19 protein-coding genes are annotated in these 22,925 nt (G+C 32.6%); 8 read left to right on the top strand and 11 right to left on the bottom strand.

Going from position 1 to position 22,925, the window contains the following annotated elements:
• Positions 1-81: 81 nt before the first annotated feature.
• The 3 genes from PQ462_RS19675 to PQ462_RS19665 all read right to left on the bottom strand — a co-directional run bounded on the left by PQ462_RS19675 (position 82) and on the right by PQ462_RS19665 (position 3,816).
• Entirely contained in the window at positions 82-2,571 is a 2,490-nt protein-coding gene (locus PQ462_RS19675; RefSeq protein ID WP_274251258.1) for a DUF5686 and carboxypeptidase regulatory-like domain-containing protein, read from the bottom strand.
• Positions 2,572-2,715: 144 nt separating this feature from the next.
• Positions 2,716-3,129: a type II 3-dehydroquinate dehydratase gene (aroQ, locus tag PQ462_RS19670; RefSeq protein WP_012022238.1), complete on the bottom strand. Its 414-nt coding sequence runs from the start codon at positions 3,127-3,129 to the stop codon at positions 2,716-2,718.
• 126 nt (positions 3,130-3,255) lie between these two features.
• Positions 3,256-3,816, bottom strand: coding sequence for a porin family protein (locus tag PQ462_RS19665; protein WP_149206324.1), 561 nt, complete (start codon positions 3,814-3,816; stop codon positions 3,256-3,258).
• A 280-nt stretch (positions 3,817-4,096) separates the two neighbouring features.
• Here PQ462_RS19665 and PQ462_RS19660 point away from each other — a divergent pair, with 280 nt between their 5' ends.
• From PQ462_RS19660 to PQ462_RS19645, 4 genes are all read left to right on the top strand, one after another.
• Positions 4,097-4,657 (top strand): outer membrane beta-barrel protein, encoded by a 561-nt coding sequence (locus PQ462_RS19660; protein ID WP_274251257.1) that lies wholly within the window; start codon positions 4,097-4,099, stop codon positions 4,655-4,657.
• Positions 4,658-4,859: 202 nt separating this feature from the next.
• Entirely contained in the window at positions 4,860-5,444 is a 585-nt protein-coding gene (locus tag PQ462_RS19655; protein WP_274251256.1) for a porin family protein, read from the top strand.
• A 79-nt stretch (positions 5,445-5,523) separates the two neighbouring features.
• Positions 5,524-6,420, top strand: coding sequence for a site-specific tyrosine recombinase XerD (xerD, locus tag PQ462_RS19650; RefSeq protein ID WP_012022234.1), 897 nt, complete (start codon positions 5,524-5,526; stop codon positions 6,418-6,420).
• A 142-nt stretch (positions 6,421-6,562) separates the two neighbouring features.
• Complete coding sequence (locus tag PQ462_RS19645; RefSeq protein WP_274251255.1) at positions 6,563-8,083, top strand: sensor histidine kinase; 1,521 nt, start codon at positions 6,563-6,565, stop codon at positions 8,081-8,083.
• Positions 8,084-8,149: 66 nt separating this feature from the next.
• On the opposite strand, the gene rny is transcribed toward PQ462_RS19645, so the two are convergent.
• From rny to PQ462_RS19630, 3 genes are all read right to left on the bottom strand, one after another.
• Positions 8,150-9,709, bottom strand: coding sequence for a ribonuclease Y (rny, locus tag PQ462_RS19640; protein ID WP_012022232.1), 1,560 nt, complete (start codon positions 9,707-9,709; stop codon positions 8,150-8,152).
• A 208-nt stretch (positions 9,710-9,917) separates the two neighbouring features.
• Positions 9,918-10,211 (bottom strand): cell division protein ZapA, encoded by a 294-nt coding sequence (locus PQ462_RS19635; protein WP_012022231.1) that lies wholly within the window; start codon positions 10,209-10,211, stop codon positions 9,918-9,920.
• Positions 10,212-10,215: 4 nt separating this feature from the next.
• Positions 10,216-10,506, bottom strand: coding sequence for a hypothetical protein (locus PQ462_RS19630; protein ID WP_073408887.1), 291 nt, complete (start codon positions 10,504-10,506; stop codon positions 10,216-10,218).
• Between the two features lie 180 nt (positions 10,507-10,686).
• Here PQ462_RS19630 and PQ462_RS19625 point away from each other — a divergent pair, with 180 nt between their 5' ends.
• From PQ462_RS19625 to PQ462_RS19615, 3 genes are all read left to right on the top strand, one after another.
• Positions 10,687-12,366: a M23 family metallopeptidase gene (locus tag PQ462_RS19625; RefSeq protein ID WP_274251254.1), complete on the top strand. Its 1,680-nt coding sequence runs from the start codon at positions 10,687-10,689 to the stop codon at positions 12,364-12,366.
• A gap of 11 nt (positions 12,367-12,377) precedes the next feature.
• Positions 12,378-14,843 carry a TonB-dependent receptor plug domain-containing protein gene (locus tag PQ462_RS19620; protein ID WP_274251253.1) on the top strand — a complete coding sequence of 822 codons (2,466 nt, stop codon included), beginning with the start codon at positions 12,378-12,380 and terminating at the stop codon, positions 14,841-14,843.
• 84 nt (positions 14,844-14,927) lie between these two features.
• Positions 14,928-15,647 (top strand): hypothetical protein, encoded by a 720-nt coding sequence (locus PQ462_RS19615; protein WP_274251252.1) that lies wholly within the window; start codon positions 14,928-14,930, stop codon positions 15,645-15,647.
• A gap of 183 nt (positions 15,648-15,830) precedes the next feature.
• Here PQ462_RS19615 and PQ462_RS19610 read toward each other — a convergent pair whose 3' ends face one another.
• The 5 genes from PQ462_RS19610 to PQ462_RS19590 form a co-directional block, all read right to left on the bottom strand.
• Complete coding sequence (locus PQ462_RS19610; RefSeq protein WP_073409119.1) at positions 15,831-16,532, bottom strand: hypothetical protein; 702 nt, start codon at positions 16,530-16,532, stop codon at positions 15,831-15,833.
• A gap of 131 nt (positions 16,533-16,663) precedes the next feature.
• Positions 16,664-18,493, bottom strand: a complete 1,830-nt coding sequence (locus PQ462_RS19605) for an ABC transporter ATP-binding protein (RefSeq protein ID WP_012022225.1) — start codon at positions 18,491-18,493, stop codon at positions 16,664-16,666.
• 322 nt (positions 18,494-18,815) lie between these two features.
• Positions 18,816-20,543 (bottom strand): phospho-sugar mutase, encoded by a 1,728-nt coding sequence (locus PQ462_RS19600; protein ID WP_274251251.1) that lies wholly within the window; start codon positions 20,541-20,543, stop codon positions 18,816-18,818.
• 112 nt (positions 20,544-20,655) lie between these two features.
• Positions 20,656-21,612, bottom strand: coding sequence for a glycosyltransferase family 2 protein (locus PQ462_RS19595; RefSeq protein WP_274251250.1), 957 nt, complete (start codon positions 21,610-21,612; stop codon positions 20,656-20,658).
• A gap of 9 nt (positions 21,613-21,621) precedes the next feature.
• Complete coding sequence (locus PQ462_RS19590) at positions 21,622-22,152, bottom strand: DUF4199 domain-containing protein (protein ID WP_121360259.1); 531 nt, start codon at positions 22,150-22,152, stop codon at positions 21,622-21,624.
• Positions 22,153-22,402: 250 nt separating this feature from the next.
• On the opposite strand from PQ462_RS19590, the gene PQ462_RS19585 reads away from it, so the two are divergent.
• Positions 22,403-22,657 carry a type B 50S ribosomal protein L31 gene (locus tag PQ462_RS19585; RefSeq protein ID WP_011921626.1) on the top strand — a complete coding sequence of 85 codons (255 nt, stop codon included), beginning with the start codon at positions 22,403-22,405 and terminating at the stop codon, positions 22,655-22,657.
• Positions 22,658-22,925 lie beyond the last annotated feature (268 nt).

Below are 22,925 nucleotides of genomic sequence, written 5' to 3'. Positions count from 1 at the left end.
ATTTGCAAAAAATAATCTGCTTTTAAATCAATCTGAAATAAAAAAAGCTTAGCATCTTAGAAGCTTAACAACTTAGAATATTTAATTCAACACATTCAAAATCTTCAATCCAAACACTACACCATTCTGCTGCATACCGCCTTGGTAAGAATGTACATAATCGACTCTGAATAATTTAAATTTTCCGAAACCTAAATTGTCTAAACCTACCGTAAATTCAGTATAAGGTTTACGATCCGGAATTGCCAGCGAATGAAAGCCCAGATTCATAGTTGATTTTAAAAGATTTAAAAGCGGAATCTTATTCATTATAAATCCCATATCATTGTGTTCCAAATGCATTTCAAAATAGCTGTCGTTTGTGCTGTTTGCGTAGTACGGCATTAAATTGAAAACATTTAAATATCGATCGCTTGTGCCTATGTGAGTTTGATTTCCGTTAAAATGTCTGTAATCGATAAAAGAAATATTTTCGGCGTTAAAGAATTTACCAGCTTTAAAATTCATTCCTAAAATACCTTTATTATTTAGTTTTAAATCATATTGAACAGCGGTTCCAATACGTTCAAATTCATAGTTTTTCTCACTTGCAGCAAAAGCTTTTTCAAAAGCGAGATAAACTGTTGGGTATTTTTCATCTTTAAAATTATATCTTCCGTCTGGTCTTGAAATGTATTTGTTTCCAAAATTAAATCTGAAATTCAGATTGGCTTTCATTAAATGATGCTGGCTGAATGCGGGAGTACTAAAATCATCGGGCGCCAGAGGATTATTTGATGAATAAAAATCATCTCTTTTAAAAAAAGAATAATCAGTAGTATTAAAAAGTGGTTTTCGCTGTTCGTAAGCTAATTTAGCATTCAAATTAATTCCGTTTGCAATATCCTGCGTGTAATTAACCTGAGCAAATTCCAAATTGTATAATTTCATGTAATTGTCTTTAAAAAATAAAGAACTAACAGAATTGACTAATTTGCTGATAGGTTCTGCACTATTATACTGAGCTGTTTTTGTTCCACCGGAGGCCGAAATTGTGGCATAGTTAATTGTATTAAATCGGTGGGTGAACTGACCAGTAATACGTAAACGCTCATCCGAAAAGCCATAATTAAAATCGGTGCTTATTGAAGTGCTTTTTCCGGTTTCTTCATTCCATTTTTTAAATGAAAAACCGGTCCCAAGATTAAATCCCTTAACGGTATTAAAACTCAAAGATGTCGGGCTTAATAAACCATCAAATGCAAATGAGTATTTTTTAAAAGTGTTTTTATAATCATAACCTCCCAGAATATCCAAAACTTTGAATTTATTGTTTTTAGCATCGATAGAATCGGTATATTTTTTTGATTTTCTAATGGTCTGCAGACTGTCTTTTTTAGTATAATCAGCGCTTTCTTCAAGTGTTAAAGGAATGGGGCGTATTTCATTCCAGTACGAGTCATCTTTTTTATTTGCATTCAAATCAAAAGCAACGATTTCGTTTCCAAAAGTTTTTTTGGTAAATGAATCCGGAAATTCATAATTGGAATAAACGTAATTAAACTGACCAGAAAATTTCACTCCAAAACCACCTGCATTAAAAGAAAGAGTTTGTGCATTTTTTGACCAGATTTTGTTTTTTGAATTGTAACTAAAGCTTTGTTTTAAAGTCATGCTTTCAGTAAATTCATTTTTTACTCTATATCCTTTAATGTCTACATCTACGGCGTAAATTGCAAAACTGTCGTCAACTATATAGATGTATCCTTCAAAAACAGGCTCTTTATCGCGTTTTGGGATTACTTTAATTTTATAAATCTGGTTTTTATTATCGTCATAAAAACTGCCTTCCAGTTTGTATTTGTAATAACTGAAAGCATTATTAGCAATAGGAGAGATGAGGTTTATGTCAAACTCTAAAGTGTTGTCATAGAAATCGTAAGTAGATAAAGCCGCAGTATTATAACTGTAGCCTTTGTTGTTTCCAGAGATTTTGGATGCAATTATCGTTTCTTTTAATTTATCTGGTTTTTGATAGGAAATTTTAGACATGGTTTCCGATAAATATAAAATTCCTGTTCCGGTTGAATCTAAATTGGATGATAAATCTGGTCCAAGATCCACTTTTTGGCCTAATATTTTTTTAGGCAGATCTTTTACTTTTAAAATACCTTTAGAATAAAAATCGGCTGTAAATCGGGCTGTTTTTTCGGAGTTTTCCTTTCGGTTTGCAATGGCGTTTTTGATAATCGCATTTGCAGGATTGTTTTTTGGATCTATAACAATTTCATTCAATGCAAAACTTTCTTCCTGCATTTTTACATCTAACGTCAGAATTTTAGAATCAGACGAAACAATCAGTTTCTGGGTTTTAAATCCAAGATATTGAAAAACGATTTTATTTTTTCCAATTTCTTTTACCTGCAGCTGGTATTGTCCTTGTTCATTTGAAGTAGTTCCTCTGTAGGTGCCTTCTTCAAAAATAGAAACAAAAGGCAGGGGATTTCCCTTTTCATCGGTTACAGTTCCTTTGATTTGGGCAAAATTGGAAATTGAAAATATTAAAAAGGCGAGTATAGTAATGTTTTTCATGAAAGTGGTTTCTCTCACAAAAATAAAACAACTTCAAAATGAGCTTATTAATAATTTGTTAAATTGTAATCTATCTTTAAAAGACTCAACGAAGTAAAAGTAGGATTTGTTTTATAAATATTTGACTTCGTTTGTGATATTGTATTATAAAAAAGATTGAATTGCCAGTTCGTAGCTTTTTAATCCAAAACCTAAAATTACACCTTTTGCATTTCCGGATAAATAAGATTGATGTCTAAAGCTTTCGCGTGCGTACGTGTTTGAAATATGAACTTCTATTACAGGAGTTGTAACTGCTTTCATAGCATCGCCCAAACCTATAGAAGTGTGAGTATAAGCGCCAGCGTTAAGAATAATTCCGTCAAATGAAAAACCTACTTCCTGAATTTTACCAATCAATTCACCTTCAATATTACTTTGGTAATAAGAAAGTTCAACGTTTGGGAATTTTTGTTTCAACGTTTCAAAATAATCTTCAAAAGTCTGACTTCCGTAAACTTCTGGTTCACGTTTTCCTAAAAGATTCAAATTCGGCCCGTTGATAATGCAGATTTTCATATTTAAAAATTATTTATTGAAATATTGATGTTGCTTTTGATTTTTGCAATTGTTATTGAGTTGTGTAAAAATAAAAAAACCGCTCTAATTAATAGAACGGTTTTTATAAAAGTATGTGATATTCTTTTAGAACATGTATCCTGCCGAAAGTTGGAACACAGAGTTTTTAAAGTCAGCTTCTTTTGAAACTTCTGTTAAGCCTATACCGTAACGAGCTTGAACAAAAAGACCTCCAACTACTTTTAATCCTAAACCTGCATTAAGAGAGAAGTCAAATGTTTTTGGATCTGCAGCATCAAATTCCTTTTTATTACTTACAAGGAATGAAGCTTGCGGACCAAGTTCTAAGCTAAGAGATTTAGTCATGTAGATTTTTGCCATTACAGGAATAGCGATATACCCCATTTCATTTTTAAAATCCTGTACAGCACTTTTGTATTCTGCTCCTTGTGTAGTGTACAAAAGCTCTGGCTGAATTGAGAATTTTTCTAATAATTTTAGTTCCGCCACAAGACCTGCATGGTAACTTGTAATACCTTCTTTATCAACTGAAATCCCATTGAAGTCAGAACCTCCAGTTTGGTTAGCAAAGTTAACCCCTGCTTTAACCCCGATTTGTATAAATTGTGCCTGGATTGCAGTTGTTGTTGCAATGAACAATACAGCTGCTAGAAGTATTTTCTTCATAAAAAATGTTTTAGTGTTTGGTGTTTTTAAATGTTATTCTACAATCAAAACTACATTATTTTGATTTTATTGTTTATATATGGCTTTATATAATTATTAAAATTCGCACTTTTTTGACCTTTTTTTAAGTCTATTCTTTGAGTTTATTGCTTAATCCCTTGAAAGTCAATATATTATTTGTAATACAATTCTGTCTTATTTTATTATTCAATTACCGTTTACTGGACTTTTTTTAGTAAGTATAATCTTAGTTTTGATCTCTGTAATTAAAATTTAAATCATGAAAAAAATTATTTTAACTGCTATTGCAGTATTAGGATTTGCATTTTCTAATGCACAAACAGGAGGTTTTGCTAAAGGTGATGCGTTTATTTCTGGAGCTTTAAGTGTTAACTCAACTAAAGAAGGAGATGCAAAAACAAGCGGATTTGTAATTGAGCCAAAGGTTGGATATTTTGTGTCTGAGAATATTGCAATTGGAGCGAAATTAGGTTTTGGATCAACAAAAATTGGAGATGTAAAAACTAATGATTTTACAGTTGGAGCATTTGGTAGATATTATTTTACTCCTGCTTCTCAGTTCTCTGTTTATGGTCAGGCAGGTGTTGATTTTACTAATAATAAAGTAAAACCTGGAGATTTTAAATCAAACGAAGTTGGAGCAAATCTTGGTTTAGGTTTAAGCTATTTCTTATCTAACCATTTCGCTATCGAAGCTACTTGGCTTGGTTTAGGTTACAATGTAAACAACAACGGAGGTCATGGAGCTGAGAAAACTAACAGTTTTAACTTCGGAACTGACTTAAGAGATGTAGCTTTTGGAGTAGTTTACAAATTCTAATAAGATATTTAGTTAGTTTTTTAAAGGCCTTCCTCAATTTGAGGAAGGCTTTTTTTATTTGCGAGAGTACAGTTTTTTTAAAATCAATTAATTTTAACTTAACAATTTAAGGGCTTATTACTATTTTATTTGTTAAATTCCTAATATAGAATTATGAAGAATATTTTTATATTTGAAAATTAATAACCCAAAACAAATTGTAATGAAGAAAATTATTTTAGCTGCGATTGCAGTAATGACATTTAGTTTTGCTAACGCTCAACAAACAAGATTTGGTGTAAAAGGAGGTCTTAACCTTTCAAATTGGGCAGGTGGAGATGTTAGTGATACTAAAGCTTTGGTAGGTTTCCATGTTGGAGGTTTTGCCGAAATTAAAATCATTGAAAAATTAGCTATCCAGCCAGAACTTTTGTTCTCTACCCAAGGAACCAAATTTGATGGTGGTGCATTTTTCGGAGATTTTGATGTTAAAACAAATTACTTGAATATCCCAGTTTTAGCTAAATATTACATAGTAGAAAAATTTAGTGTAGAAGCTGGTCCACAACTTGGAATCTTATTATCTGCAAAATCTAACGGTGAAGACGTTAAAGATGGTTTTAAAACTGTAGATTTTGGTTTCAATTTAGGAGCTGGTTATCATTTTACAGATAATGTTTCTGTTAACTTACGTTATACAATTGGTTTATCTCCTCTTGCAGATAATGCAGATATCGAAAATGAAGGTGATTATTATGACAGTGCAAAAAACAGCGTTTTAGCTTTATCTTTTGCTTATAAGTTCTAATAAGATCTCTTTTAATATTTTAGAACCTTCCTAATTTAGGAAGGTTTTTTTATGGCCAAAATTGTTTTACTTTGTAAATATGAAATGGAATAATTATATAAAAGATTATCAATCGTATTTGAGGATAGAAAGAGGTTTGTCTAAAAATACAATTGAAAATTACAGCTTTGATATCGAGAGATTATGTCTTTTTTTAGAAACGAATCAAATTGAAGTTTCACCTTTAAAAATTACAGATGAAACTATTCAGCAATTTATATATGCCATTTCTAAAGAAGTAAATCCAAGGTCTCAGGCACGAATTATTTCTGGATTAAAAAGTTTTTTCAGCTATTTGGTTTTTGAAGATTATCGAAATGATAGTCCGCTGGAGTTAATAGAAAGTCCTAAAACCGGAAGAAAGCTTCCTGATACTTTAGCTGTAAAAGAAATTGACGCTTTAATTGATGCAATTGATTTAAGCAGTAATGAAGGAGAACGTAATCGTGCCATTCTGGAAAGTCTTTACGGATGCGGACTTCGGGTTTCTGAATTGGTTTCGCTTAAAATATCTGATTTGTATTTTGATGAAGGTTTTATAAAAATTACCGGAAAAGGTAATAAAGAACGTTTTGTTCCAATTGGAAAATTAACTCAAAAATATATTCAAATCTATCAAAACGAAGTAAGAGTTCATCTTAATATAAAAAAAGGCTGTGAAGACACCTTATTTTTAAATAGGAGAGGAAATCAGCTTACCCGTGCTATGATTTTTACAATTATAAAAGATCTCGCAGTAAAAATAAATTTAAATAAAAGTATAAGCCCGCATACTTTACGCCATTCTTTTGCTACTCATTTATTAGAAAACGGTGCAGATTTAAGATCGATTCAGCTCATGCTGGGACATGAATCGATTACCACTACTGAAATCTATGTTCATTTAGACAGGAGTTTCTTAAAAGAAGTAATGCATTCCTACCATCCGCGCAGATAATTTTTTTGAAAGGTTGTTAATATTTAAATCAAAAATTAATACCTTGTATTAAAATTCTACGTTAAAGCAAATAAATTACATTGATTTTTGAGTATTCAGTGGCTCGGTTTTAGTATAGTATTATTTACTTAAATAGCGATATATGGTTTTTGATTTATATAGTAATGAGGATTGCTTGGAGATAAATAATTTTTACAGAAAGTTATTTGCTGAAATGCCGGATTTGATTTTTCAGTTTATTATTGACAGTGATAATAATTACACTTTTCCCTTGGTTAGTAAGTCAGCAGATGAAATTTTTGAACTTTCTGTAAATGAATTCACTGACGATATAAAACTTACTATTTACCAAAGAATCTTAGAACAGGACCGCGAACTTTTTTTTCAGTCATTAGTAAAAGCAAGAAAAGAAATAGAACCCTGGCAGATTGAATTTAGGGCTGTTCTGCCTAAAAAAGGACTTCGCTGGTTTAAGGTTTCTGCAAAAACAGAATTGTCTCCTGAAAACAGAGTGAGTTTTTTTGGACACATTTCTGATATTACGGAATTAAAAGATAAAGAAGAAAAACTTCGTATTTCTGAAGAACGTTTTCAGTTCGCTCTTGAAGCATCTACTGCCGGAATCTGGGACTGGGATATGGTAACCAATAACGTTTTTTACTCTTCACTTTCACTTAAAATTTTAGAACTAGAATCGACAGATATTTTTGATGATCCTGAACGCTGGGATAAAATCGTGCATCCGGATGATCTGCCAAAATATTATTCAGATATCAGGGAGCACTTTGATAATAAAATTCCATATTATGAAAATTACCATCGTGTAATGACTTCAAGCGGTAATTATAAATGGATTTTGGATAGAGGGAAAGTCATTAAAAGAGATGAAAACGGAAAACCATTACGTGTAATTGGAACCCATACAGATGTTTCGGCTCAAAAAGAAAAAGAATTAGAGCTTTTAAAAACAATGAAACTGTACAGTGATCAAAACAGCAGACTGTTGAATTTTTCGCATATTGTTTCTCATAATTTAAACACACAGGCAGGAAATATAAAATCAATTTTAGATTTTATTGATGCTGATGGTGATAAAGAAACCGTTACAGAAATGTTAGAACATCTTCGTACAGTTTCGAATGATTTAAATGAAACTATTTCTAATTTAACACAAATTGTAAAAACACAAAGTAATATTAATATTGCCGTTGAGCCTTTAAAGCTTCACGAATACATTGAAAAAACAATTTCGACTATAAAAGGTTATGACAATCAAAAGAAAGTTACGATTGTAAATAATGTACCGCAGTATTTAACGATTAATTTTAATCCGGCTTATCTGGAGAGTGTTTTATTGAATTTTACAACGAATGCGATAAAATATGCACATCCGGACCGCGAACCTGTTATTGTTTTTGATTTTGGAATTGAACCAGAGGGTTATAAATCATTAAAAATTACAGATAACGGTTTAGGAATCGATTTAAAAGTATACGGTGATTTGTTGTTTGGCATGTATAAAACTTTTCACAAGCATCAGGAAGCAAGGGGGATTGGTTTGTATATTACCAGAAACCAAATAGAGGCGATGAAAGGAACTGTTTCGGTAGAAAGTGAGGTTGGAGTAGGAACGAGTTTTAAAATCGTTTTTAATGATCTTTAAAACAAAAAGCAATAAAAAAGGCTGTCGTGTTGACAGCCTTTTTTTTATATAATATCGAGAGCGTAATTATTTTGCAATATTAACTGCTCTTGTTTCTCTAATTACAGTAACTTTTACCTGACCTGGATAAGTCATTTCAGTTTGAATTTTTTGTGAAATCTCAAATGATAAGTTTGCAGCATTGTCATCAGAAACTTTTTCGCTTTCTACGATTACACGTAATTCTCTACCAGCCTGAATTGCATAAGCATTTTTAACACCGCTGAATCCGTAAGCTACATCTTCAAGGTCTTTTAAACGCTGAATGTATGAATCCAGAACCTGACGTCTTGCTCCTGGTCTTGCTCCTGAAATAGCATCACAAACCTGAACGATTGGTGATAATAATGATTTCATTTCGATTTCGTCGTGGTGAGCTCCAATTGCGTTGCAAACCTCGTCTTTCTCGCCGTATTTCTCAGCCCACTGCATACCTAATAATGCGTGTGGTAAATCACTTTCTGTATCCGGCACTTTTCCAATATCATGAAGTAAACCTGCTCTTTTTGCCAGTTTTACATTTAAGCCTAATTCAGCTGCCATGATACCGCAAAGTTTAGAAACTTCTCTAGAGTGCTGTAATAAGTTTTGTCCGTAAGAAGAACGGTATTTCATTCTACCAACCACTTTAATTAATTCAGGGTGTAAACCGTGAATTCCTAAATCGATTACAGTACGTTTTCCAACTTCGATAATTTCGTCGTCGATTTGTTTTGCTGTTTTAGCAACAACTTCTTCAATTCTTGCTGGGTGAATACGTCCGTCAGTTACTAATTTGTGTAAAGACAAACGTGCAATTTCTCTACGAACCGGGTCAAAACAAGAAAGGATAATGGCTTCTGGTGTATCATCAACAATGATTTCAACTCCGGTTGCTGCTTCAAGAGCTCTAATGTTACGACCTTCACGACCAATAATACGTCCTTTTACATCGTCAGATTCAATGTTGAAAACAGAAACACAGTTTTCAACCGCTTCTTCAGTTCCAACTCTTTGGATAGTATTAATGATGATTTTTTTAGCTTCCTGCTGTGCAGTAAGTTTTGCCTCTTCAATAGTTTCCTGAATATGAGACATAGCTTTGGTTTTAGCCTCAGCTTTTAAACCTTCAACTAATTGCTCTTTTGCTTCTTCTGCAGATAGTCCGGAAATAACTTCAAGCTGCTGTAATTGACTTTTGTGTAATTTGTCTACTTCGGCTTGTTTTTTATCCAGAACTTCAATTTTGTTGTTGTATTCAGCAGTTTTAGCTTCAAACTCGTCATTGACTTTTTTAGCTTTCGAAAGTTCGTTAGAAACCTGAGATTCTTTGTCACGCACTCTTTTTTCTACTTCGGCCACTTTTTTATCGCGTGCTAAAATAACTTGCTCGTGTTCAGATTTTAACTCGATAAAACGTTCTTTTGCCTGAAGTATTTTATCTTTTTTTATGTTTTCGGCTTCTAAATTAGCATCTTTTAAAATGGAAGCTGCTTCTTTTTTAGCGTTTTTGATTAGGTTTGAAATATTACTTTTCTCGATAATTTTAGCTATTGCAAAACCTGCCGCAATACCTACAATACCAATAATGATCGTTATGATGTCCATGTTTGTTAGGGTTTATATATAAAAAAAGCCTACATTAATTGCTTGAATAAACTCGTAAAGACAAGTTTTGAGCTAACTCACTGTTCAAGTTTCCCGGTCAAAGCTGGGCATACTATAGTAGCGACGATTTGCTCATTCTAAATTGTTAGTGTTGAGTTTACCAATTGTGAACTAATGTAGGCAGTATCTTAGTTTCTGTAAAGAACGTTTAATTTTCGAGATATTGATCTAAAAGCGAATTTAATCTTTTAATTCTTTCGATAGTTTCTTCGCCATCGATTGCGTTATCGATTTGTTTTTGTTCCACCTGCGATGCAAATTGTAATGCACACATAGCCAGAACATCTTGTTTATCGCGAACTGCGTAGCTTTCTTCGAATTGCTTAATCATGGCATCAATTTTTTTTGAGGCGCTTCTAAGGCCTTCTTCCTGAGCGGGTTCAACCGTAAGTGGGTAAACACGGTCTGCAATTGATATTTTAATTCTAAGCTTTCCGTCCATGTTGTTAATCTGATAGTTGCGCTATACAGTAATCAATTTCGCGAATTAATGAATTTATTTTAAGCTTTGTCTCTCTCTTGTTATTGTCGCTGCCAAGTAACGAATTGGCTATCTTAAGTGTTTCATATTGCTTTTTCAAAGCTTCCATTTCCTCAGATTGTTTCTGGATAATTTGCGCAGCTTTGGCTAGTTCTAATCGTAATTCCTGATTATTTTTCTCCAGGCCTTTTGATTTTTCAAAAAGCTTTTCGACTTTATATTCAAGAGTATCAATTATTTCTGCAATTACACTCATTATACATCCTATTCATTACTTAATCCTACAAAGTTAATATTCCTTTTTATTAATGCAATTTTTTATCGAATTTTTTACATTAAAATAGATAAATAGATGTAATTCAATGAATTGTATATTTGTAGTTTTTTTCTTGCTTTAATTGCTTTTTTTTTGCTTATCTTAGCAAAAATGTTGCTTATGAGATTTTCTGTACTTACCCTTTTGATTTGTAATTTTATATTCGCTCAAACCCAATATCCTAAAGACTATTTCCGTCCGCCGCTTGATATTCCAATGCAGCTTTCCGGTAATTTTGGCGAGTTAAGACCCAATCATTTTCATGCCGGGTTTGACTTAAAAACGAATCAAAGAGAAGGGCTAAATGTGTACGCGGTTGCTGATGGTTATGTGTCAAGAATCAAAATTTCGACTTTTGGAAACGGAAAATGCATTTATATTACGCATCCAAATGGTTATACTTCTGTGTACGGACATTTGCAGACACCTGTTGGGCCAATTTTGGATTACGTAAAGAAAACCCATTACAAAGAAAAAGCATATGAAATCGAAATGTTTCCAAAACCAAATGAGCTTCCGGTTACAAAAGGGCAGTTAATTGGACTTTCAGGAAATACAGGATCTTCAGAAGGGCCTCATCTTCATTTTGAAATTCGTGACTCTAAAACAGAATTTGTAATCAACCCAATTTTCTTTGGCTTTGACCAAAATATAAAAGATACTAAAAAACCAACTTTATCAAGTTTATATGTTTATCCGTTAGATAATGCAACAGTTAATCAGTCAAAACAGCCTCTGCTGGTTAATATGACACTTCAAAAAGACGGGACTTATTTGGCAGGAAAAGTAAAAACAAACGGAAAAATTGGTTTTGGGATTAATGCTGTTGATACTGATGATGTTTCTCATAATAAAAACGGAGTTTTTAATGTTTCAACTTTTTTAAACGGAAACCAGAATTACAATTATCAGTTTAACACCTATTCGTTTGATGAAATGCGTTACATCAATGCGTTTATCGATTATCCGAGATATAAAAAAACAAGTCAGCGTGTTCAGAAGCTTTTTATGAAAACGCCTTTTGCATTAAGTATCATTAAAACAGATTCGCTTAGAGGAATTATTTCGGCTCAGCCCAATCTGGCTTCGTCGTATAGAATTGAAGTTTCTGATTATTTTGGAAACCAAAATTCAATTACCGTTCCAATTGAATATGATACTGCAACACCGCTTGTGCAGGCAGAACCTTCGGCGTCTAAATATTTTGTAAAATACAACAGAGATACAAATTTCGAAAAAGGGAATATGTCAGTTTTCTTTCCGGCGGGAACTTTTTATGAAGATTTTAATATGAATTTTGATGTTCGCAATAACAAAGTTTATATTCATGACGATACTGTTCCGGTACATTCTAATTTTACAATTACGATAAAAGATACGCTGTATCCAGAATCTTTGAGAGATAAACTTTATATTGGAAAAGGAACGAGTTATAACGGAACTATTAGAAAAGGTGACGTTTTTACAGCCAAAGCAAAAATATTAGGGCCGTATGGATTAGTGCTGGATACTATTCCGCCTGTTATAAAAATTACAAAACCAGTAGAAGGAAAATGGATCAGTGATCAGAAAAAAATTGAATTTACAATTGGCGACTCTCTCTCTGGAATAAAGTCTTATAACGGATATTTAAACGGAAGCTGGGTTTTATTTGAGTATGAAAATAAAAGCAGAAAGATTACACATACTTTTGATGATCAATATTTAACAGAGGGTGAAAACTTTTTAAAAATTGAAGTGGTTGATAATGTAGGAAATTCTACTATCTTTGAAACTCATTTTTTTAGAAGTCAAAAATAAATCCCAAATCTTTGAATAAAAACAAGTTAATATTCGCTTTACTTTTCTTGTGCTTTACTTGTATTTCATTTGCTCAAAACGCTCATGTAAAAGGTATTATTTTAGATAATGAAAATCATCCTGTTTCTAATGTCAATATAACTTCAGGAAAAAATAATACACAATCTGATGTAAATGGTTTTTTTGATATTGAAGTAATTTCAAATAAAAAAGCTTCGATTATTTTTACGCATATTTCCTTAAAAATGATCAGCCTTACAGTAAGTTTAAAGCCAAATGAAGTTTTTGTTTTTAATCCTGTAATGAATAATTCGCAGGAACAAATGGGTGAAGTTTTTGTTTCGTCCAAAAACAGAAAACGGGTTCAGGGAATTACAACTGTAGAAACTGCGACAATTAAAAAGATTCCTGGCGCAAATGCCGGTATAGAAAATATTCTAAAAACACTTCCGGGCGTAAATTCAAACAATGAATTGAGTACGCAATATGCTGTTCGAGGCGGTAATTACGATGAAAATTTAGTTTATGTAAACGAAGTCGAAGTGTATCGTCCGTTTTTAATTCGTTCAGGGCAACAGGAAGGTTTGAGTTTTACCAATACTGATCTGGTTCAAAATGTAGATTTCTCGGCTGGAGGATTTCAGGCTAAATTTGGAGATAAACTTTCATCTGTTTTAGATATCACGTATAGAAAACCAACACAGTTTGGCGCTTCGCTGGAAGCGAGTTTTTTAGGCGGAAGCGCTTCTGTAGATTTAGTTTCAAAAAATAAAAAATGGTCAGCCGTTACCGGAGTTCGTTACCGAAATAATAGTCTGCTTGTAAACAGTCAGGATACACAAACCAATTATACGCCTACTTTTGCCGATATTCAAACGAATGTAAATTATGATATTTCTGAAAAATGGCAGATGAGCTTTTTGGGGAATATTTCGCAGAATAAATATTTGTATCAGCCATTAACACGCGAAACAAAATTTGGAACTATTGATCAGCCAATGGCGCTTGCGGTTTATTATGAGGGTCAGGAAAAAGACCAATATGATACTTATTTTGGTGCTCTAAAAACAACATATAAAGTTTCGCCTTCGCTGACTTTAAAATTTATTGGTTCTTTATTTCATACAACAGAACAAGAACATTTTGATATTTTAGCCCAATATCGTTTAGGAAATATTGATACAGAAAACCCAAATAATGCATCGTCAATAGATTTTACCCGCGGAATTGGCTCTCAGCTAAATCATGCGCGAAATGATTTAGATGCTTTAATTGCTAATGTCGAACTTAAGGGGACTAAAGAATGGCAGGAAAGCCAGCTTGAATTTGGATTGAAATATACCAGAGAGTCTATTCGCGACAGAATTGTAGAGTGGGAGATGATCGATTCGGCTGGATTTTCTATTAATCCGCCGTTAGTTATTCTTCCGGAAAACAATCAGCCGTATACGCCATATACAGGCCCGCTGTTGCCATATCAGGATATTCGCGCCACAAACTTCAATACCATTAATAGGTTTTCTGGATATGCACAGTGGAATAAACAATCTCAATTGGGTTCAAGCCAAATCTGGTACCATCTTGGAGCACGTTTTCAGAGCTGGAAAGTTTCGGGTGCTTCAGAAGAAGGTAAAAATCAAGTTGTAGTAAGTCCGAGAGCACAATTTGCCATAAAGCCAGATTGGGATATGGATATGGTTTTCAGAATTTCTGGAGGATTGTACCATCAGTCGCCGTTTTATAGAGAACTTCGTGATCTGGACGGTGTCGTAAACCCAAATGTAAAAGCCCAGGAAGCAGTTCATATAGTTTTGAGCAACGATTATAATTTTAAAATGTGGAACCGCCCATTTAAATGGGTTACAGAAGTGTATTATAAATCGCTTTCAGACGTAAATGTGTATTCGATAGATAATGTCCGCATTCGATATGTTGCTAATAATAATGCAAAAGCTTACGCACAAGGATTGGATTTTAGATTAAACGGCGAATTTGTTCCGGGAACAGAATCATGGGTGAGTTTTGGGTATTTAAAAACCGAAGAAAATTACGAAAACAAAGGATATATTGCCAGACCGACAGATCAGCGATTGAAATTTGCAATGTTGTTTCAGGATTATATGCCGAATATTCCCAGTGTAAAATTGTATTTGAATTTGGTTTACAATACAGGACTGCCAGGCGGTGCGCCAGCCTATTCTGATCCGTACTTATATCAAAACAGGTTAAATGATTACAGAAGAGCTGATATTGGTTTTGCTAAGGTTTTTGTTGATGCCAGTACACAGAGTTCTAAAACAAGCTGGCTGAAAAACTTTAAAGAATTATCGCTTGGTGTAGAAATTTTTAATCTTTTTAATAATCAAAATGCCATAACCAATACATGGGTGCGCGATGTGTATTCTAAAAACCAGTATGCGATTCCAAATTATATGACTTCGAGGGTTTTTAATATAAAACTGAATGCGAGATTGTAACTTTTAATTTGTCATAGTAAAATTCAATAAAAACCAAAATTACAATCAAAAATAGTATATTTGATAATTGAATATAATTTGTCGATGAAAAAGTACTCTAAATATATAGCCTTAGCAATTATAGGAACATTAATTAGCTGCCGCGAAGAAGTTCAAAAGCCAAAAGTAAGTTACGATGTATCAAACAAAGTAAGTGTTACAAAAGCAGATACTACTCAAATTGAAATTGCAGATCTGCCAATTCAAATGGAAGGTACTGATTACTTAATTCATCCTGTTGGAGATTTAAGAGTTTTTGAAAGAGGTTCAAAAGCCCGTTTTGGATCTTCTAGTGTAAACGATGTAAGTTTTACAATTTCTAATTTAGGCGAATATGAAATTACAGGTTACCTTCAAAATCTGAAGTTTCAAAAAGTCGATTCAGATTCTATTCATGCTCTTTCTGATAAACCTATTTTGATTTTGACGGCTACTTATTTAAAAACAGTTGCAGATAAAACTCAGAATAAAGTAATGGTTTATACCTTAACAGATTCTGATACTAATAAAGATGGTAAAATTGATACCAGTGATATTAAAACTTTGTATTTAAGTAATATCAGCGGAGAAAATTTTACAAAAGTCTCAGCTGATCTTCAAGAATTAGTTGACTGGAACTTAATTGAATCTAAAAACCGCTTGTATTTTAGAACAATTGAAGATACCAACCAAAATGGTCAATTCGATAAAAATGATGTCCTGCACTATAATTATATTGACTTAGCTTCTAAAAAATGGGAAGTGAAAAGTTATAAACCTATTTAAAGATGCTAAGGTTCTGAGGTGCTAAGATTCTAAGTTTTTTTAGCTTTTGATAATTAGGATTTCCTTGAATATTATAATATAAAACCCTGCTGAAAATTATATTTCAGCAGGGTTTTATTTTTATGCACAAAGATTGAAAAACTTAGAATCTTAGTGTCTCAGAACCTCAGAACCTCAGAACCTTTATATCAATATATCGCTTTCCAGATCTGATTTTTCGATTTCAAAACCAAAATCCAGACGTTCTACCAATTCGATTACCAGTTTTTTGTACCAGTTTTCAGATTTTGGGTGAATGTAGATTTTTTCGATTAACTGATTAATATCAACATTGATTTTTAAGCCGTCGTTTAGTTTGATTTCGCTTTTTGAAGTATCGGTAAGAATACGGACTTCGCGTTCGTATTGAAAACTTTTTCTTTTAAATAAAAAGGGAAAGAACAAATCATCAAACGGAATATATTCTTTTTTATAATCGATGTAATTGACTTCGCCAATATACTGGTCAAAATTGTTTTCCGGTCTTACTGCTTTCTGCAGTCTTCCAATAGTAGACTGAATGGCTAAACCTTCGTTGTTTTTTGTGAAAATCTGCCACATGGCAAAAGATTCATATTCGTTAATATGCCAGCTGCTAATGGCTACTTTTTCGCGGTGTGTTTTGTAGTAATTTAAAAATTCAGGATTGTCTACAGCCAGTTTTTTTATCTCCTCATATGTAGGTTCGCTGAAAGTGCCTTCGTATTGATCTTCAAATTTGTCAGAACGAGACATGAAAAGTTTCTTTGAAAGCAGTAAATCTAAAAATTTAGATAAGTCAAGATATTTCCAAACAATAGTATCAGGATCGTCCGGAAGTTTTATGTTGGGGTTGTTAAGATACATTTTTCTGAAAGAATTAAATTTCAATCTTTAACTATCCTAAAGTTATAAAATAAAACACAGATTAAAGAAATTAAACTAAGTTTTAATATTTCCTTAATCTGTGCAGATTATTTGATAAGTATGTTTGAATCTTATGACTCTAGAGACTGCATCGTTACTAATTTATTGTAAGTTCCGTTGTGTGCAATCAGTTCTTCGTGAGTTCCCTGTTCTACAATTTTTCCTTTTTGCATTACAACAATAACGTCTGCCTTTTGAATAGTTGAAAGTCGGTGGGCAATTACGATCGATGTTCTGTTCTGCATCATGTTTTCGAGCGCAACCTGAACAAATTTTTCACTTTCTGTATCCAATGCTGATGTTGCTTCATCGAGAATCATTATCGGCGGATTTTTCAATACAGCACGGGCAATAGATAAACGTTGTTTTTGCCCGCCAGAAAGTTTATTTCCGCTGTCTCCGATGTTAGTATAGATCCCCAGAGGCAGTTCTTTTACAAACTCATATGCGTTGGCAATTTTTAAAGCTTCGATAATTTCATCATCAGTTGCATCTAATTTTCCTAAAGAAATATTTGCCTTGATGGTGTCATTAAATAAAATACTGTCTTGTGTTACCAATCCCATTAAGCTGCGAAGTGATTGCAGGTTCATGTCTTTAATATTGATTCCGTCAATAGAAATTGAACCTTCATTTACATCATAAAAACGAGTCAGCAAATTGGCAATTGTACTTTTACCGCTTCCAGACTGGCCGACAAGTGCAACGGTCTGTCCTTTTTTAATTTGAAGCGAAAAATCTTTTAAAACAGTTTCTTCTTCATATTTAAAATTAACATGCTGCACATCTATAATAGAATCAAAAGATGTTTTTTCGATTGCATTTTCTTTTGATGTAATTGTGTTTTCCTGTTCTAATATTTCAAGAACACGTTCAGCAGCAGCATTTCCTCTTTTTACTCCGTATGAAGCTTTAGAAATGGCTTTTGCAGGAGTTAAAATATTATAAGCTAACCCCATGTAAGCAATAAACGAAGGACCGCTCAATGTTTTATCAATCAAAACCATTTGTCCTCCATACCATAATAGAATAGCGATTACGGTAATTCCCATAAACTCACTTGCTGGAGAAGCTAAGTTTTGACGGTTTCCTATTTTGTTTGATAAACTAAAAAAACGTTCAGTAGAGTTTTGAAAAACAGTATTAAAATAGCCTTCAGCATTGTAGCCTTTTACCACTTTTAATCCTCCCACGGTTTCTTCGATAGTGGATAAAAAAGTACCTTGTTCTTCTTGTGCTTTTGTAGATTGTTTTTTTAGCTGTTTTCCAATTAATGAAATAATATAACCGGAAATTGGAATAAAAATAAATACAAATATTGTCAGCTTCGTGCTGATAATAAGCATTGTTGTTATGGTAAAAATAATGGTCAGCGGTTCTTTAACAATAAGTTCCAAAATTGCTAAAAAGGAATTCTGAACCTCATTTACGTCTGCTGAAATTCTCGAAATAACATCTCCTTTTCTTTTTTCAGAATAAAATGCCAGCGGAAGTTCTAATGTTCTTTTATACAAAGCATTTCTCATATCTTTTAAAACACCATTTCGTAAAAAAGTGATAAAAAACATAGCTAAATAATCGGCTAGGTTTTTTAATAAAAAGATCGAAATTATAATCGCTACCATTATAGATAAAATGTAGCCGGGATCATGAGTGCCTTTTGTTGTTGTTATGTAATAACTCAAATAGTCTTCTCCGTACTGCTGAAGTTTTAAAATGCCTTCGTATACAGGTTTTACTTTTCTTTCTTTTGTCTGGTCAAATAAAACCTGAAGCATTGGTATTAAAGCAACAAAAGAAAGTGTGCTGAAAAGAGCATACAAAACATTAAAAAAGATATTTAAGAATGCGTATTTTTTATACGGATATATAAAAGGAACTATTTTTTTGAAATTACTCATTTATTTTTTTTGATATTGTTTTTTGGGTAATGACTCTTTAATGCGTGTTAACGTAATTTGTCATTTAAATTTTACTGCACAAATTTAATCCAATTGGATTGTTTTCAATTTCTTTTTGCTTTTTTTTATAAAAAAAGTTTCTTTAAAAGTAAAAATAAGGAAAACACTTTATTAAGTTAATATTAGGCAGTATATAAAAAACATCCTTAAAAAATAAAGGTGGGTTTTGAAAACAAAAAACCGGATTTGCATTTTGTATATGTAAATCCGGGTTTTTAACTTTTAATTGTTTTTAAACAATTAGTATATATTGAAATACAGTTTATTTCAATTGCATATCTGCAATAATATTCTGGATTTTTTCGTCTAAGAATTTTTCAGCATCATCAAAATCTAAAATTGATTCTAATTCGGCATTTACGCTTATATAGAATTTAATTTTTGGTTCTGTTCCACTTGGTCTTGCGCAAATTTTAGAACCGTCTTCTGTATAATAAATCAATACGTTTGATTTTGGAATATTCATCGAAGATTCTTCGTTTGTCAATAAATTCAATGCAGTTGATGATTGGTAATCTTCAACCATAATAACACGTTGTCCGTTGATTTCTTTTAATGGGTTCTGACGTAAATTAACCATCATCTGGTTGATTTCTTCTAAACCTTCCATTCCTTTTTTAGTCAATGAAACTAAAAATTCTTTATAGAAACCATTTTCTACATAAAGTTGTAAAAGTTCTTTGTAAACAGAGCTTCCTGCTGCTTTTGCCTGAGCGGCAACTTCGCAGATCAATAGAGTAGCGGCAACAGCATCTTTATCTCTAACAGCATCGCCAACCATGAATCCGAAACTTTCTTCACCACCGCCGATAAATTCAAGTTCAGGAAAATCTTTGATCATTTTAGCAATCCATTTAAATCCTGTTAAGCCTACTTTGCATTCAACTCCGTAACTTGTTGCCAGTTCCATCATCATTGGAGTCGAAACGATTGTTGATCCAACGAATTGTTTTCCGTTAATTTTTCCAGCTTTTTTCCATTGTTTCAAAAGGAAAGAAGTCATTAAAACCATAGTCTGGTTTCCGTTAAGCAAAATCATTTTACCGTCGTTGTTTCTAACAGCAACACCTAAACGGTCGCAGTCAGGATCTGTTCCAACCACGATATCAGAGTTTGTTTTATCGGCTAAAGCTAAAGCCATTGTTAAGGCTTCAGGTTCTTCCGGATTTGGAGATTTTACAGTTGGGAAATCTCCGTCTGGAACGGCCTGTTCTGGTACAATATGTACATTTTTGTAGCCTGCCTGTGATAAAACATCCGGGATTGATTTTATAGAAGTTCCGTGCAGTGAAGTAAAAACAATGTGAAGATTGTCTTTGGCTTCAGTTGGAGTATTAAAACTTGCGTTTTCTATAGATGATTTTATAAACGCTTTGTCAATCTCAGTATCGATATACTGAATTAAGCTTTCGTTTGCGTTAAATTTAATTTTATCGTAATCTAAGTTTTCAATTACTTTAATGATTTCTCCGTCTTGCGGAGGAACGATTTGTCCGCCGTCCTGCCAGTATACTTTGTATCCGTTATATTCTGGCGGATTGTGTGATGCAGTTAGAACAATACCGCATTGGCATCCTAAATATTTAAGTGCAAAAGATAATTCAGGAGTTGGTCTTAAATCTGAAAACAAATAAACCTGAATTCCGTTTGCAGAAAAAACATCGGCAACAACTTTAGCTAAAGTATTACTGTTATGACGACAGTCGTAAGCAATAACAACTTTTAAAGGTTCGTTTGGGAAAACCTGATGCAGATAATCAGATAATCCCTGAGTGTTTTTTCCAAGTGTGTATTTGTTGATTCTGTTGTTTCCTACGCCCATAACACCGCGCATACCTCCGGTTCCAAATTCCAGATTTTTGTAGAAACTTTCTTCAAGATCTTTTGGTGAAGTAGTCATTAATTCTTTTACAGCTGCCTGTGTTTCCTGATCAAATGTCGGCGTAAGCCATTCGTTTACTGCGTTTAATATATTAGGTGCAATATTCATTTCAAATTTCTTTTTAATATTTTAATTAAAGATAGAGAAATTTTGGAAGTTATTTCCTGCTATCATTTTAATTTTTTTGTCTCTCCTTGATAAAGTATTGGAGAAAATGTTTTTAAAAATTAACCTCTCGTGATACTTTATAACGTTCTTCGTTGTTTTTGGTTCTTAAGATAATTTCTCCTAAAAATCCGGCTAAAAACAGCTGAGTTCCCAGGATCATTGTTGTTAAAGCTATAAAAAACCAAGGGTTATTAGTTACCAGGCTGTATTTCATTCCGTTGTACATATGGTATAATTTCGAAACACCAATATATCCCGCAGATAAAAAACCAATAATAAACATGATAGAACCAATAGCGCCAAATAAGTGCATTGGTCTTTTTCCGAATCTTGATAAAAACCAAATCGTAATTAAATCAAGGAATCCGTTAATAAAGCGTTCCATTCCAAATTTGGTTTCGCCGTATTTACGTGCCTGATGAATTACTACTTTTTCACCAATTTTTCCAAAACCGGCATTTTTTGCCAAAACCGGAATGTAGCGGTGCATCTCGCCCGAAACTTCAATGTTTTTAACTACAGTATTTTTATAAGCTTTTAATCCGCAGTTAAAATCGTTAAGTTCAACACCTGAAGTTTTTCTGGCTGCCCAGTTAAATAATTTTGAAGGAATGTTTTTAGCCACTACAGAATCGTAACGTTTCTTTTTCCAGCCAGAAACTAAATCGAATTTTTGTTGTGTAATCATTTCGTACAATTCAGGAATTTCATCCGGACTGTCTTGCAAATCAGCATCCATAGTAATAATAACATCACCTTTTGCTTTTGCAAAACCTGCGTGTAAAGCCTGCGATTTTCCAAAATTTTTCATGAAACGAATTCCCTTTACATTTGGATTTTCGTTAGAGAAACCTTCAATAATATTCCAAGAATCATCTGTACTTCCATCATCTACAAAAATGATTTCATAAGAGTAATTATTAGACTGCATCACTTTAATAATCCATGAATAGAGTTCTTTAAGCGATTCCTCCTCGTTTAGAAGCGGTATAAGTATAGATAGATTCATTTATAATTTTTATTCTTGAGTAGTTTTGCTTTTAAAAAATGCTGCGAAAATTAATCCGAAAATTGCGCTGATTACCATAGCAAAAACTGATCCTTTTAATAATTCAAGAGTCGAATAAGGATTTGTTAGTTTCATTTTAGCAATAGCTTCGTTGATTGATGAAGCCGGAGCGCCAAATTTCTGCATCATGTTTGCAGTATATTTTACCATTATGTCGCTTAAAGTGTCTTTTGCACCCGGGTCAATAACGTTAAATAAGATAATATTAAAAGAAGTAGAAATTAAAATACCAACTACTGCTGCTATAAAATAAGTGGTAAAAGCATCTTTAAAAGGAAAAACACCGTTTAATTCTTTCTTAGTTTTAGAAAGTAAAATGATGCTGATTGTAATGCTGATTGCGATGCCTATTAATCCCATCCACCATGCAGTAAACAAGTTTAAATCAATAGCATAGATAGTTGCAGTAACCAATGCAGATGCAATTCCAATCATTACACCATACGCAATACCATTCTTTTTTATAACTTCATTAATCATATTTCTATATGTTTTAAAATTAATCCACAAATATAGCAATTCCCAATATACATCGATGAGAAAAAAAGCTTTTTGAATTTAACTAAAAAAAAGTAAGCTAAGTATTTGTTTATTAAAAAAGAATTGTAAATTTGCACACTCAAAATTAATTAAAATTTTAAACAAAAAAGAGCATTGTTTGTTTATACCTTTTTCTAACCATGGAAAAGCTTCAAAATAAAAATGTTCTAAACAATAAATAAAAAGAAAGATGAAAAAAGGAATTCACCCAGAAAATTACAGATTAGTTGCATTTAAAGACATGTCAAATGATGACGTTTTTATCACTAAATCTACTGCAGATACAAAAGAAACAATTGAAGTTGACGGAGTTGAGTATCCAGTTGTAAAAATGGAGATTTCTAGAACATCTCACCCTTTTTATACTGGTAAATCTAAACTTATCGATACTGCAGGACGTATTGATAAATTCAAAACTAAATATGCAAAACACGCTAAAAAATAATAGCTGTTTAAAATATATAAAAGCCTTCCAATTTTGGAAGGCTTTTTTTTTGCAAATTATTAATAGGTTAAGAAATTTCTATTTTAACTATAGCTGTGGTTTCAACAACCATGAGTACATTTTAGATACATTGCTTTCCAGCGGTTGAAACCACTGGCTGTGTTCTGGTATACGAAATCAAAATCTAATAGGATTTGGTGAATAATCGTAATCTAAATGAATGAAAATTGAAAATTCGCGGCTATTTACATATAAACATGATTAATGT

Source organism: Flavobacterium sp. KACC 22758, assembly GCF_028736135.1.
Lineage (GTDB): Bacteria > Bacteroidota > Bacteroidia > Flavobacteriales > Flavobacteriaceae > Flavobacterium > Flavobacterium johnsoniae.
The sequence above is the reverse complement of the archived record's forward strand: the minus strand, read 5'-3'. Positions and strand labels throughout refer to the sequence as shown.

Coding starts and splice junctions, on each gene's coding strand:
- PQ462_RS19675 (WP_274251258.1), bottom strand. CDS start 2,571: ATGAAAAACATTACTATACTCGCCTTTTTAATATTTTCAATTTCCAAT.
- aroQ (WP_012022238.1), bottom strand. CDS start 3,129: ATGAAAATCTGCATTATCAACGGGCCGAATTTGAATCTTTTAGGAAAA.
- PQ462_RS19665 (WP_149206324.1), bottom strand. CDS start 3,816: ATGAAGAAAATACTTCTAGCAGCTGTATTGTTCATTGCAACAACAACT.
- PQ462_RS19660 (WP_274251257.1), top strand. CDS start 4,097: ATGAAAAAAATTATTTTAACTGCTATTGCAGTATTAGGATTTGCATTT.
- PQ462_RS19655 (WP_274251256.1), top strand. CDS start 4,860: ATGAAGAAAATTATTTTAGCTGCGATTGCAGTAATGACATTTAGTTTT.
- xerD (WP_012022234.1), top strand. CDS start 5,524: ATGAAATGGAATAATTATATAAAAGATTATCAATCGTATTTGAGGATA.
- PQ462_RS19645 (WP_274251255.1), top strand. CDS start 6,563: ATGGTTTTTGATTTATATAGTAATGAGGATTGCTTGGAGATAAATAAT.
- rny (WP_012022232.1), bottom strand. CDS start 9,709: ATGGACATCATAACGATCATTATTGGTATTGTAGGTATTGCGGCAGGT.
- PQ462_RS19635 (WP_012022231.1), bottom strand. CDS start 10,211: ATGGACGGAAAGCTTAGAATTAAAATATCAATTGCAGACCGTGTTTAC.
- PQ462_RS19630 (WP_073408887.1), bottom strand. CDS start 10,506: ATGAGTGTAATTGCAGAAATAATTGATACTCTTGAATATAAAGTCGAA.
- PQ462_RS19625 (WP_274251254.1), top strand. CDS start 10,687: ATGAGATTTTCTGTACTTACCCTTTTGATTTGTAATTTTATATTCGCT.
- PQ462_RS19615 (WP_274251252.1), top strand. CDS start 14,928: ATGAAAAAGTACTCTAAATATATAGCCTTAGCAATTATAGGAACATTA.
- PQ462_RS19610 (WP_073409119.1), bottom strand. CDS start 16,532: ATGTATCTTAACAACCCCAACATAAAACTTCCGGACGATCCTGATACT.
- PQ462_RS19605 (WP_012022225.1), bottom strand. CDS start 18,493: ATGAGTAATTTCAAAAAAATAGTTCCTTTTATATATCCGTATAAAAAA.
- PQ462_RS19600 (WP_274251251.1), bottom strand. CDS start 20,543: ATGAATATTGCACCTAATATATTAAACGCAGTAAACGAATGGCTTACG.
- PQ462_RS19595 (WP_274251250.1), bottom strand. CDS start 21,612: ATGAATCTATCTATACTTATACCGCTTCTAAACGAGGAGGAATCGCTT.
- PQ462_RS19590 (WP_121360259.1), bottom strand. CDS start 22,152: ATGATTAATGAAGTTATAAAAAAGAATGGTATTGCGTATGGTGTAATG.
- PQ462_RS19585 (WP_011921626.1), top strand. CDS start 22,403: ATGAAAAAAGGAATTCACCCAGAAAATTACAGATTAGTTGCATTTAAA.